7 protein-coding genes are annotated in these 13,925 nt (G+C 41.5%); 5 read left to right on the top strand and 2 right to left on the bottom strand.

The features are described 5' to 3' along the window. The first annotated feature begins 76 nt into the window (after window positions 1–76). Entirely contained in the window at window positions 77–625 is a 549-nt protein-coding gene (locus ACOB80_RS17210; RefSeq protein WP_473167096.1) for a DUF7010 family protein, read from the top strand. Between the two features lie 56 nt (window positions 626–681). Here ACOB80_RS17210 and ACOB80_RS17205 read toward each other — a convergent pair whose 3' ends face one another. Beyond that, window positions 682–2,178 carry a tryptophan halogenase family protein gene (locus tag ACOB80_RS17205; protein ID WP_473167095.1) on the bottom strand — a complete coding sequence of 499 codons (1,497 nt, stop codon included), beginning with the start codon at window positions 2,176–2,178 and terminating at the stop codon, window positions 682–684. A 94-nt stretch (window positions 2,179–2,272) separates the two neighbouring features. Then, window positions 2,273–5,044, bottom strand: a complete 2,772-nt coding sequence (locus ACOB80_RS17200; RefSeq protein ID WP_473167094.1) for a TonB-dependent receptor — start codon at window positions 5,042–5,044, stop codon at window positions 2,273–2,275. 441 nt (window positions 5,045–5,485) lie between these two features. Between ACOB80_RS17200 and pulA the strand changes: the two genes are divergently transcribed. The 4 genes from pulA to ACOB80_RS17180 all read left to right on the top strand — a co-directional run bounded on the left by pulA (window position 5,486) and on the right by ACOB80_RS17180 (window position 13,904). Beyond that, window positions 5,486–8,233 carry a pullulanase-type alpha-1,6-glucosidase gene (pulA, locus tag ACOB80_RS17195; RefSeq protein ID WP_473167093.1) on the top strand — a complete coding sequence of 916 codons (2,748 nt, stop codon included), beginning with the start codon at window positions 5,486–5,488 and terminating at the stop codon, window positions 8,231–8,233. 25 nt (window positions 8,234–8,258) lie between these two features. After that, window positions 8,259–10,202: a glycoside hydrolase family 13 protein gene (locus tag ACOB80_RS17190; protein WP_473167092.1), complete on the top strand. Its 1,944-nt coding sequence runs from the start codon at window positions 8,259–8,261 to the stop codon at window positions 10,200–10,202. Between the two features lie 153 nt (window positions 10,203–10,355). Beyond that, window positions 10,356–12,392 (top strand): glycoside hydrolase family 97 protein, encoded by a 2,037-nt coding sequence (locus tag ACOB80_RS17185; RefSeq protein ID WP_473167091.1) that lies wholly within the window; start codon window positions 10,356–10,358, stop codon window positions 12,390–12,392. Window positions 12,393–12,419: 27 nt separating this feature from the next. After that, window positions 12,420–13,904 (top strand): MFS transporter, encoded by a 1,485-nt coding sequence (locus ACOB80_RS17180; RefSeq protein WP_473167090.1) that lies wholly within the window; start codon window positions 12,420–12,422, stop codon window positions 13,902–13,904. Window positions 13,905–13,925: the final 21 nt, after the last annotated feature.

Here is a 13,925-nt window from a genome sequence, read left to right as displayed (position 1 = left end):
AAACAACAGACTACATAGCCAACAATCTCATCAGAACAATAGCTTATAGCGATTACACGACAAAAGGAAGTGAGCAATGATGACGCTTGAACAAGCACAAGCAGACATGAGCTCTGCGTATTATGGTGGCGCAACAGGTGTATTAGTTTCAGGGTTAGTGTGGCTGTTAGCTAGTGCTATGGCATTACTGTATTCCAATACCGCCAGCATGCTTACATTATTTGTTGGTGGTATGTTTATCTTTCCGCTGTCTATCGTGCTGTCAAAAATACTAACACGTTCTGGCAAGCACAGTACTGATAACCCACTAGGCAAACTCGCTTTGGAAACTACCGCTATTTTATTTATCGGTTTGTTTATCGCTTTTTGTGTCGCTCAAATCAAAATGGAGTGGTTCTATCCCATCATGTTACTGGCAATAGGTGTCTGGTATTTAGCGTTTCAAACGCTATATGGCCTAAAGAGTTACTGGGGACTTGGTTTAGCCCTTATTCTTTCAGGAAGTACTTGTATGATACTTAACGCAGAATTTGCCGTCGGCGCATTTATCGGTGGCGCGTTAGAAATATTATTTTCTATTGTGCTTTTCAAGCAATCGAGAATACCATCTATTCAAACAGTGTAAAGCTGTTGCCAGAGCAACCACATGCTCTGGCTTTAGTATCTGCAGATTGTAGAGAATTAACTCACACACGCCTTAATGTAATCAGCATGGGAAGGCACTTGCACCGAGGTTTTATCCATAATCTTTTTAATAGTCTCGAGCATTTCATCCAGCTCTTTAGTAGATACTTGCTTCGCTGTTGGGTGATAGTCATCAGGAATGCAGTTTTGTCCGATCATCACTTGCTGCCAAGCTATCTTGGTAAATAGCTCATCGTTTTCCCTAAAGACTAAGCCAGAGGCTTTGAACACATCTATTTTGTGCTGCAAGGTATCTGGAATTTCCATGCGTTGGCAGTCTCGCCAGAACTTGGAATCGTCACGTTGGGTCACTTTATAATGCAAGATAATAAAGTCGCGAATGCGCTCAAACTCTAGTTGCGATTGTCGGTTAAATTCTCGCACCATGGCGTCGTTTACACCTTGATGAGGAAACATCTTAGCCAAACGAACAACAGCACTCTGAATTAAGTGAATACTGGTAGATTCTAACGGCTCTAAAAAGCCACTAGATAAGCCAATACTCACCACATTTTTATTCCATTGTTTAATCCGACGACCTGTTTTGAATTTGATTACTTTAGGCTCCGCTAGCGCTTTGCCATCTAAGTGACTCATCAGGGTTTCTTTAGCTTGTTCGTCACTCATGTATTTCGACGAATAAACCAAACCATTACCAGTTCTGTGCTGTAAAGGAATACGCCATTGCCATCCCGCCGAATGCGCTGTTGACTTAGTATAAGGAATAATTGGCAAAGTCGACTCGCTTGGCACAGCCACAGCGCTGTCCGCGGGTAGCCAGTGAGACCAATCTTCATAACCCGTATTTAGCGTTTGCTCTATTAACAAACCGCGTAAACCAGAGCAGTCAACAAACAAGTCACCCGAAATTTTTTCACCGCTTTCCAAGGTGATGTCGGTGATAAAACCGGTATCTTCACACTGCCCTACTTGAACAACTTTGCCTTCAGTTCTAGTAACACCTTTTTTCTGACTGTATTTTGAAAGAAACTGCGCGTATAAGCCCGCATCAAAATGAAAGGCATTAACTAACCCCGTTAAGTTTAAGCCTGGGATTTTTTCTAAATGGGCAAAAGCATTTCGTTTTGCCGTTTGATAATTTAGCGAGAAATCCCAAAAATCGTAATTAAGACCTTCTTGTTTTGCTTTCACCCAAAAGTGGCTAAAGTCACACAAGGGGAAGCTTTTACCAATATCGCCAAAGGCATGCATGTAGCTGTCGCCCTGCTTGCCCCAGTTTTCAAATTCAATCCCTAGCTTAATTGTCGCTTTGGTCTCTTTGATAAACTCTTTCGGATTAATACCGAGCTCGTCATTAAAATGAATGATTGGTGGAATGGTTGCTTCACCAACACCGATAGTACCTATTTGATCAGATTCTACTAACTCTATTGCGATGTTGTGGCCAAAGGTTTTAATCAATAATGATGCTGTCATCCAACCAGCAGTACCACCACCAACAATGACTACTTTCTTGATTTCGTTACTATTCATTTGCTTGTCTTTCATCATACATCTTCAACAAATAAAAATGCCCCAATAACAAGATTATTGAGGCATTTGTGAATACGGCAAGTTAACTCACGTATTAAAACTTATAGGTAAAGCCTGCCTGATAGCTTCGACCGTAATCAAAGAACTGGTCTGTCGCGTACTTTGAATCATCAAATTTGGTTTGAAATGCTTCATTAGTCAAGTTTTGACCTTGAACATAGATGTACAGATTGTCTGTAACATCATAACCAATTTGTGCATCAAATAAGGTTTCACCTACACCAAAACGTTGTTCAGTTTTCAAACCAATCGTTGAGTAGATTGAAGCGGTAAAGTCTGAACGCTTACGCATCGACATACGTGCTTGGAAACCATCTTTTTCATAGTAAGCCGTGAATGTAGACACACGCTCTGATAGACCCGGTAAGGTATAGTCTTCGCCGTTAAAGTCTTTCATGTCTTGCTTAACACGTGTGTGGCTGGCAAAAATACCTAAGCCTTCTAAGCTTTTATCAATTATCTTGAATGGGAAAGTAACAGATAGCTCAACACCTTTTAAGTTACCTTTACCACCGTTTTCTTTGGCGTAAACAGTTGTTGTTGTGTCGTCAAAGTTCTCGATATTTCCAGACACAGGGTGTGTTGCAAGTGCATCTTCAGGTAATGGAAGTTCTGTTTCATATACTGAATCGAAGTTCCAGTTTTTGATGTCCTTGTAGAAGAATGCAACTGAGTAATAACCTTCATCTGAGAAGTAGTTCTCATAACTTAAATCGAATCCGTCAGCTTCGCGCGCTTCAAGTTGATAGTTACCACCAGACGCTTTCCAGTAGTTACCGTTATCATCAGTATCTTCTGGGTTACCGCTCCAGCTAGTTGGCTCAACTAATAAACCACCTTTCATGTCATCCATCACTGGACGAGCAATCGTTTTCGCATAACCTAAACGTAAAATTTCATCTTCACTTAAGTCAACAATGATGTTCACGCTTGGTAATAAGTTTGAGTATGAATGTTCGTAATCAAGTTTAGTATCGATACCACTCCAACCAAACGTATCACCAACAGATGTTTGCTTAGTGTGGACGTAACGTAAACCAACATTACCGCGAATTGATTTGCCACCAATTTCAGATGCAATATTACCTTGAACAAAAGCAGCCGTGACGTCTTCACTTACTTGGAAAGCATCTGCAATTTTACCCCAAGAGTAAGTTACATCCGTTTCGCTGTAGACGTTACCGCTTGCTAACATCGCTTCTTGGTCAAAAATAATCGTGTGGCCTAAGTTCGCATGGCTTAAATCAACTGTACCAATTAAGTACTGAGGATCGATTGCCGCAACGTTTGTACCCGGGATCATCGCTTCTGGTAACACATCAGTTTTCGTGTAAGAGATAGTTTTTTGTTTGTCGCGCTCACGATAAGCAACACCAAATTCAATTGAGTCAAAGTGGTCGCTATCTAGCATTTGTTGTGCAGAAAGTTTAAATGACTTAATTTCATCTTCTACTTTCGGGTTAGAACGTTCACCAGCTAAACTCCAACCCATGATGTCACCAACACCAACAATACTTGGGTCGCCGTAGTCTTGTGATGTGGTAAATACACCACCAGAGCCGTCTTCATTTAACTTGTAATTAACTGAGTTACCTTCAAATGATGCAGCACCTGCAAATGAAGCGTGTTGGTATAAATCACGCTCAACTTCTGAGCTAGACGCATCAAATTCAATAGATAGATCATCGTTTACTTGATAAACAAGGTTGAAACCTAAGTTCAGTAAGTCTGCCGTGCGGTGTTCTTGGTTGTTTTTAAGGTAGAACGGCATGTTGTGGTACGTAGCGTCTGTTACAAAGCCATCTTCTACTTGGTTGATTGTGTAACTACAATCAGGGAATTTGTTGTCGTCATCACAGTTGTTGAAACCAAATTCAACAGCACCAATGTAACGCTCATCGCTAAAGTCAACATATAGAGCGTCAACTGTGATTGAAAGCTTGTCGTTAGGCGTGTACTCAACAATACCCATGATTGAATCACGAGAAAGTTCAGAAGAACGGCCTTTAATATTAGCGCCTTTAATACCGTTGTAAGTATTACCGTCGCTATCTGTTAGTTCATATAATACAGGGTCATTGTGACGACCAAATTGCTGCTCTTGGCCAGGAGAACGCATGGTATTTACTGAAAGCGCAACACCAAGAGTATCTTCAGCAAACTGATCAATATATGAGAAGTTTAAACGGTGACCCGTGTTATCGTAACCACTTACAACAGCGTCATGGCCATTCTTTTCTAATTGACCATTAATAACAAAAATTTGCTCATTCTTGCTTAGTGGCTTAAGTGTTTGCATATCAATAACACCAGCGATGCCTTCGCCTGTCATCGATGCACTCGGCGTTTTATAAACGCTAACACCACTCATAATTTCAGAAGGATACAGGTCAAATTCAACACCGCGGCCATCACCAATTGATACTTGTTCGCGACCATTTAACGTTGTTGTAGATTCGTTTTCACCAAAACCACGGATACTGATAACACTAGCACGACCTTCTAGGCGCTGTGCAGCAAGACCTGAAATACGTGATAATGAATCTGCGATTGATGAATCTGGTAGTTTACCGATATCTTCGGCACTGATAGCGTCAACTACATTTGATGAGAAGCGTTTAGTGTTAATCGCTTCAACAATACTGCCACGGATACCCGTAACTTCAATTACTTCAACTTTTTCTTCGTCAGCTTTCTTGTTCTCTTGTTCCGCTTCTTGCGCAAAAGCAAAAGAATTTGAACTTAATGCCATCAAACCTGTTGATAACATCGCTAGTGATAACTTGCTCGGTTTAAACTTAACCATTTGTGATCTCTCCCCAATCTTCCCTGACACTGTATTCAACGTTCAGTTATCCAACTGACCGAAGCATATTTTATTATTTTGTGTGTAAGTCTGTTACCCACTGTCACCGTGGATGCATTTAATATAAATAGGTAACTCGCTTAAAAACACTGACTGCATACGTATTCAATAACCTGCAATTTATGCATACGTATTCAAAATTCCCTTTAAATCAGTAGCTAAGTTACAAGCAATTTTTCGCTATACCCCAGATTTTACGCACTTTTTTGCCGATGCCTCACTGTTTAATTTTAGAACAATTTGTAACAAGTGTTCTCATTACTACAAGCACTGAATACGTATGCAAAAATCCAGCAACGCTTTGTATTGCCTAGCTTGCCAAGTAAATTAATGACTAATTACAAACGATAAGACACGTAAAACACGTGCAACAGGAAGCAAATGGTGCGTTATTTAACCCTATTGATTTTAACAGCCTTACTAAGCGCTTGTGTCCCGCAACCGCCAAAGCCCTCTAAAAGTGAGACGGAAGATTCTAAGACATTGGCTTTACCGATTCAGGATGCCAGTGCCCATTGGCTTACAGAAAAGTACATTGCAATAGCGCCATCTTTTATAGAAACAAGTAAGGCAAACGCCTTAACCCTAGTCGCTTTAGACAAAAAAGGGCATTTTACATCATACCCGCTGTCAAAATCCGAAAGCTTTTCAGCGCATATAAGTAACTTTCCTCACCTCAAAAGCTTTGTTTTTTATCAACTGAACGCTGATAACAAAAGCATCAAAGAATTACTAAAAAGAAAGCTTACTGTTAGTAATGGCAAAATCGCCACACAAGTACAAACAGCAGCGGTTATTGATCGGCTTTATACTGCTAACGATAACGATGCCAATGAAACTGATAACTTAGGTGCAGTTGTTTTAAAAGATCATATCACCTTTAACTTATGGGCACCTACTGCTACTTCCGTAAAGGTGTTGCTTTTTAATCAAGATAAGTCGCCATATCAAACGCAGTCATTGGATATGACAGAAGACAAAGATACTGGTCTTTGGTATGCCAAAGCAGACTCATCTCTGGCAGGGAATTACTATCAATATCAAATCGACGTTTACCACCCAGCAAGTCAAGAATTTGAATCCTTAGTAACCACCGACCCTTATTCATTAAGTCTTTCTACCAATAGTAAGTATTCACATATTATCGATTTAAATAGTGATGAAACTATGCCAGAGGGCTGGTTAACACAGCGTGACACCCCTGTTGCTAACCCAGAAGATAACATTTTTTACGAAACTCATATTCGTGACTTTAGCGCGTCTGATTCAGCGTTAAGTAACCAAGATTATCGCGGTAAATATCTAGCTTTCACAGAAACTGAAAGCGATGGTATGAAGCACCTAGCAACACTGAAAGACGCCGGCATTAACAGCGTTCACCTGTTACCGGCTTTCGATATAGGTACAGTAAATGAAGATACAAATACCGTTATCTCACTTGACGATAGTTTGCAAAAGGCCTGTGATTTAAGCGAAAACGATTTAGTGTGTTCGTTGGCAAAATCAAATAACACGAGTATTCATCAATACCTTGAAGCGCAATCACAAGACAGTGAAAACCAGCAAGCCTTAGTCAGTGCGTTGCGTCAACTAGATAATTACAACTGGGGTTATGACCCGTTTCATTATTCTGTCCCTGAAGGCAGTTATGCGTTAAATCCTGAAGGTGAAGCACGCATAGTAGAGTTTAGACGCATGGTTCAACACCTGCATAATATGGGTTTTCGCGTCATCATGGACGTTGTTTACAACCACACCCACCAAGCAGGTTTAGCGAAAACAGCCGTACTCGATAAGATTGTCCCTAACTATTATCACAGGCTAGATCCGCTTACTGGGAAAATTGCACAATCTACGTGTTGTGATAACACCGCAACCGAGCATGCCATGATGGAAAAACTGATGGTAGATTCATTGGTAGTCTGGGCGCGCGATTATAAAATTGACGGCTTTCGTTTCGACTTGATGGCGCACCAACCTAAAGATGCCATGCTTAAGGCAAGAGATGCAGTACACGCAGTAGATCCAGATAACTACTTTTACGGCGAAGGCTGGAATTTTGGCGAAGTGGCGAACAACCAACGATTCGTGCAAGCGAGCCAGTTAGAACTTGCGGGTACTGAAATTGGCACATTCACCGACCGACTTAGAGACGCTGTTCGCGGTGGTGCATTTAATGCTTCTGGTGCAGCCATTCGCAAAAGCCAAGGTATTGGTAACGGTTTAGCCACTCATCCAAATGAATTGCAATCTGATGACTTATCTCAGTATTACTTAATGGCAGATCAAATCCGAATTGGATTAACAGGTAACTTAGCCAATTACCCATTGCAGGCTCATAACGGCGAAACAAAACTTGGTCAAGATATTCCTTACGGCGGCCAACCGGCAGGTTATGCGCTCGATCCCGCAGATACCATTAATTACGTCTCTAAGCACGACAATCAGTCTCTGTGGGACAACAATCAATATCGCATTCCTTATGAGTTAACCACTGAGCAACGCGTCAGAATGCAGCTGCAAAGTCTATCTTTTGCTATTTTTGCCCAAGGCATTCCTTTTATTCATATGGGCTCAGAACTTCTGCGTTCTAAAAGTTTTTTACGAGATTCTTATGACTATGGCGATTGGTTTAACAAAGTGGATTTCGCCAAACAAGACAACAACTATGGCATAGGTTTACCACCTGCTGAAAAAGACCAGCAGAACTGGCAAATGATCAAAGAAGTGTTGGCGAAAAATGAAGGGCGAGATCAAGTGTCACCCAAAGATATCGCATTTAGTTCAGCCGTATTTACCGACTACATTAAACTACGCATGGCGTCTCCTTTGTTCCGTTTAACAGCAGCACAAGATGTGATTGAGCGTGTGCGTTTTCATAATACGGGCAAAGAACAACAACTTGGTGTATTTGCCATGAGTATTGAAGGTGATGAACAAGAAAAGTCCTTGATGGTGATTTTTAATACTTCCGCGCAAACCATTGAATTACCGTTTAACAATGCAAACCACTACACCTTGCACCCTATTCAGCAACGTGGCTCTGACAATATTGTAAAAACCAGCAAAGTTCAGGAAACAAGCTTTTTAGTACCAGCATTAACCACTGCGGTATTTATCAAAAAATAGGAATTAACATATTTAGGACAAACAAATGAAAAAAAACAACAAGTTAATTACCGCGGCTAAAAACATATTATTCTCGTGTTCAGCGCTCCTAGCGCTAGGTAACACTGTAAATGCCAGTGAGTCCAACAACACTCAATACAAAGTTGATCGCTTAGAGCCACTTTCATGGTGGGTTGATATGAAAAGCGATCAGCTACAACTTATGGTATATGGCAATAACATTAGTCAATTAACGCCGAAATTTACCAATAATGATATCCGTATCGACAAAGTGACTATGGGGGATAGCCCGAACTACCTATTTATTGACCTAACGTTACTACCGAATCTACAGCAAGGAAGCTACCCGCTTGATTTCTACCAAGGCAACAGCAAAGTGGCCAGTTATCAATACACGTTTAATGCGCGAAACAAACACTCTGTTGCAGCAACATCTTTTACGCAAAAAGATGTTATCTATCTTTTAACTCCTGACAGGTTTGCTAATGGCGATACTAGTAACGACGGTGTTCCACAACTCATTGAACAACCAAATCGTCAGTTTAAAGGGGGGCGCCACGGAGGTGATATCCAAGGTATTATTAACAGCTTACCCTACTTAGCTGACATGGGTTTTACTCAAATTTGGACAAACCCAATGGTCGAAAACAACCAAGCGGAGTATTCATACCACGGCTATTCCGCCACTGATTTTTACCAGATTGATGCGCGCTTTGGTAGTAATGCCCTTTACAAAGAATTGTCGGTAAAAGCTCAACAGCAAGGCATTGGCATAATTAAAGATGTGGTGTTAAATCACATTGGTTCAAACCATTGGTGGATGAAAGATTTGCCAATGAAGGATTGGTTGAACAACCAAGATTTTGCCCTGAAAAAACAAGATTTTGTTGGCACGCATCACAAACGTGAGAGCTTGCATGATCCACACGCGGTAAGCTCTGACGCTAAAATCTTTGCCGATGGCTGGTTTGTGCCAACGATGCCAGATTTAAATCAACGCAATCGCTTTATGAGTACATACTTAATTCAAAATACCTTATGGTGGATTGAATATGCCAACCTTTCTGGCCTTCGTGTAGACACTTACTCTTATTCAGATAAAGACTTTCTAACACTTTGGACAAAACGTGTTACCCAAGAATTTCCAAACATTAATATTACAGGCGAAGAATGGACCACAAACCCTGCCATCGTTGCTTATTGGCAACAAGGCAGTAAAACCCACGATGAATATCAGTCTTACTTACCAAGCGTTTTAGATTTTCCTGTTCAAGATGCCTTAGTGAATAGCTTGAACAACCCTGAAAACTGGAATACAGGCTTAAATCAGCTTTATCAAACCATCGCCAATGACTTTCTCTATGGCGACCCATATAAGCTAGTTACTTTTGCCGATAACCACGACATGAGCCGTATTTTCACCTTGCTTAATGAAGACATGGCGAAGTTTAAAATCGCCATGACCTACATTATGACCATGCGTGGTATTCCGCAGTTTTTCTACGGTACTGAAGTCGCTATGACAAACGCAGGTACAACTGACCACGGTATCATTCGCAGTGACTTTCCCGGAGGTTGGAAAAGTGACAAGCAAAACGCTTTTACTGGCAAAAATCTAACAGCGAAACAGCAAGAAGCTCGCGCCTTTATCAAATCGTTATTGAATTGGCGCAAAGGGGCAAGAGCTGTTCACCAGGGCCAATTGCGACACTATGCACCTAAAGACGGCGTTTATGTTTATTTTAGAGTTGTTGATAACGCAAATAATGGTGATGAAATTGATGCCAACAGCGTCATGGTAGTTATTAATAAAAACGATGAAGCTCGTACGATAAATGCTGATGAGTACCAAGAGCTATTAGCCTCATATTCTATGGCTCATGATGTGCTAAACGACAAGAAAAACTCGCTAAAACAAGCGATAACGCTAGCACCTATGAGCGCGACTATTTTTGAGTTGCACCGCTAAAAAATTACACCATAAAAACAAGAGCTGAACGAAAATTCAGCTCTTAATGCCCGTTTAATCTTGGAATAAATACACTGAATACGTATGCAGGTTGCTGCAATTTGGTGCGTCCAATTTTATGCTGATAACAATGACAAATCCTCAGGAAAGATGATGAAAAAACAGTTACTACTGATAACCGCTAGTTTGGTATCGCCATTCATCATGGCGAAAACCGTACAAGTAAAATCACCCGATGAAAAAATTATCGTATCCATAAGTGACGACAATATTCCTAGCTACCAAATTTCTTTTAATGGCGAAACAGCAATTGCATCATCTCGCTTAGGCCTGCGATTCAAAAAATCAGCTGAGCTAGGCGAAGGATTTGTTATTAGTGATAGCAAGCAGTCAAGTTCAGATACCACGTGGCAGCTGCCGTGGGGTGAACGTAAAAACGTACGCGACAACCACAATGAAATGGTGGTTAGTTTTAGTGCAGACCGTGACCAGTCGAATAGCTTCAAAGTTCGTTTTAAAGTATTTAACGATGGTGTAGGTTTCCGCTACGAAGTACCTAAACAAAAAGGCTTAGACGGCAACATTGAAATCACTAATGAGATGACAGAGTTCGCTGTAGAAAAAGCCGACAAAGCAACAGCTTGGTGGATCCCCTCTCGTGGTTGGAATCGTTACGAGTACATTTATAAGACTACCGACTTAGCAAGTGTTGACCGTGTTCACACTCCGTTTACCTTCAAATTAGATAACGGTACACACGTTAGCATTCACGAAGCAGCACTTGTTGACTATGCAGGTATGACACTACAACAAATGCGCGGTGGTACGTTAAAAGCTGACTTAACACCATGGTATGACGGTGTATTAGTGAAAAAGTCACCTAATTTCACCACTCCTTGGCGAACTATTCAGATCAGCCAAGATGCAGTCGGCCTGCTAAATTCAGACCTTATTTTAAACCTAAACGAGCCAAATAAACTTGAAGATACCTCTTGGATTGAGCCTGGTAAATATGTCGGTATTTGGTGGGGTATGCACATTGGTGAAAATACATGGGGCAGCGGCGACAAGCACGGCGCAACCACGAGTGAAACAATTCGCTATATGGATTTTGCGGCTAAGTATGGTTTCGATGGCGTATTAGTTGAAGGTTGGAACATTGGCTGGGATGGCGATTGGTACAACAACGGCGATGTCTTTAACTTCACTAAGTCTTACGATGATTTCGATATTCAGAAAATTTCAGACCATGGTAAGAAAGTTGGCGTTCGTTTAATTGGTCATCATGAAACTTCGGGTAATGTCACCAACTACCGTAATCAAATGGACGACGCTTTTAAACTTTATGAAAAACACGGTGTTCGCCAAGTTAAAACCGGCTATGTTGCTGATGGCGGCAAAATTAAGCGTATCGACGAAAACGGCATTGTTCGCAAAGAATGGCACGATGGCCAATTTATGGCGAACGAATATCTATACAACATTGAACAAGCGGCAAAGTACAAAATAAGTATTAATACCCATGAGCCAATTAAAGACACAGGCTTACGTCGTACTTACCCTAACTGGATAGCGCGTGAAGGTGCTCGTGGACAAGAATACAATGCGTGGGGGTCACCACCTAACCCACCAGAGCACGCTGCGATTTTACCATTCACTCGCATGTTATCTGGCCCAATGGATTTTACACCGGGTACATTCGATATGGGCTACAAAGGCTTAAGTGAAGACAGTGACCGTCCACAAACAACATTGGCAAAACAGTTAGCCCTTTATGTTGTCATCTATAGCCCTATTCAAATGGCGTCTGATTTACCGCGTAACTACGAAGCTAACTTACCAGCATTCCAGTTTATTCGTGACGTACCAACTGACTGGCATGAAAGTAAAGCTATTGCGGGTGAAATTGGTAAGTATGTTGCTTTTGCTCGTCAAGAAAGAGATGGTAACGACTGGTTCTTAGGTGCGTTAACGAACGAAGATGCACGCGAGTTGAAAGTAAAATTAGATTTCCTAGATCCAAGTAAGCAATATGAAGCACAAATCTATCGTGATGGTAAAAACGCTGATTGGGTGAAAAACCCTTACGATATGATAATCGAAAAACGTAAAGTATCTGCCAAAGATAGCTTAACGTTACCTTTGGCCACCAGTGGTGGTGCCGCGATTCGCTTCAAAGCGCTAAATTAAAATTATAAGTATAATTAGGTAATGAAAATGACGACAACAGTGCAAGCAACGCAGCAAAAGCCAAAACTCAGCTTTTGGCAAATTTGGAACATTAGCTTCGGCTTTTTAGGTGTTCAATTTGGCTTCGCCCTACAAAATGCCAACGCCAGTAGAATACTTTCAGATTTAGGTGCCGACTTACACTCGTTGTCATTATTCTGGTTAGTGGCTCCCGTAATGGGGCTGTTGATACAGCCAATTGTTGGCTCTGCCTCTGACCGAACATGGAACCGCGTTGGTCGTAGAACCCCTTATATTCTGATTGGCGGTATCGCTGCAGCGATTGGCATGTTGTTAATGCCAAACTCTTCCACTATCGCCAGCATCATGACGCCACTGTTTTTTGGTGCCATGATGTTAGCTATCATGGATGCCTCGTTTAACGTTGCTTTCCAACCGTTTCGTGCGCTAGTTTCTGACATGGTGCCAGATAACCAACGTAACATAGGCTACTCAGTACAATCGTTGCTGATAAATATTGGTGCGGTATGTGGTTCAATCTTACCTTTCTTACTAACCAACGTGATTGGTTTAGAAAACACCGCTGCCAAAGGTGACGTAGCGCCATCTGTTATCTGGGCATTTTATATTGGTGCAACAGTTATGTTTGGTTCAGTGCTTTGGACAGTGCTCAAAACCAAAGAATATGCGCCCGGTGAGTATGGCCTACCGAGAGAAAATGCTTTGCCAAAAGAAGCTTCACTAAGCACACGCTTAAAAGGATTTTTTGGCTTAATGAAAACTATGCCGGAGACTATGAAGCAGCTTGCAGTCGTGCAATTCTTCTCTTGGTTTGCTTTATTCATCATGTGGGTTTACACCATGCCAGCAATCACCCAACACATTTGGGGCGTGGAAGCGAAATGGTTTGATCCAGATTTTCTTGAAACAGTTACACAAGTGCCTGCCGATATCGCTGCCGCAAAAGGTGCAGCAGGTGACTGGGTAGGTATTATCTTTGCAGCTTATTCACTGTTTGCGGCAATATTCTCGGTATTTCTCGCTAGAATCGCGAATACCTTAGGCCGTAAAGTAACCTACACCATGGCACTTATTGCTGGTGGTTTAGGCTATATCAGCATCTTTTTCTTACAGGATCCGACCTTAACTACCGTTGATTTAATGATCACGCAAGTTGAGGTACCGAAAGCCGCCGTTAGTTTACTCATTCCTATGATTGGTGTTGGTATGGCATGGGCTGCAATTTTGGCTATGCCATATGCCATTCTTGCCGGTAGCATTCCTGTCAAACAAACAGGGGTCTACATGGGCATATTTAACTTTACCATTGCTGCTCCACAGATTGTTTCTGGCTTATTTGCTGGCTGGATTTTAACAGCAGTGTTTGACAATCAAGCCATCTACATCCTAATGCTAGCAGGCGCAGCCATGTTATTAGCAGCTCTGTCTATTTACTTTGTTAAAGATGGCGTAACAACGAACAACCAAGAAGAGAATGCAGCAACAGCTTAATGTCGATTAATGATAACTAAA

It is taken from the genome of Thalassotalea coralli, from assembly GCF_055786205.1.
This window is presented reverse-complemented; position numbering and strand designations above follow the sequence as displayed.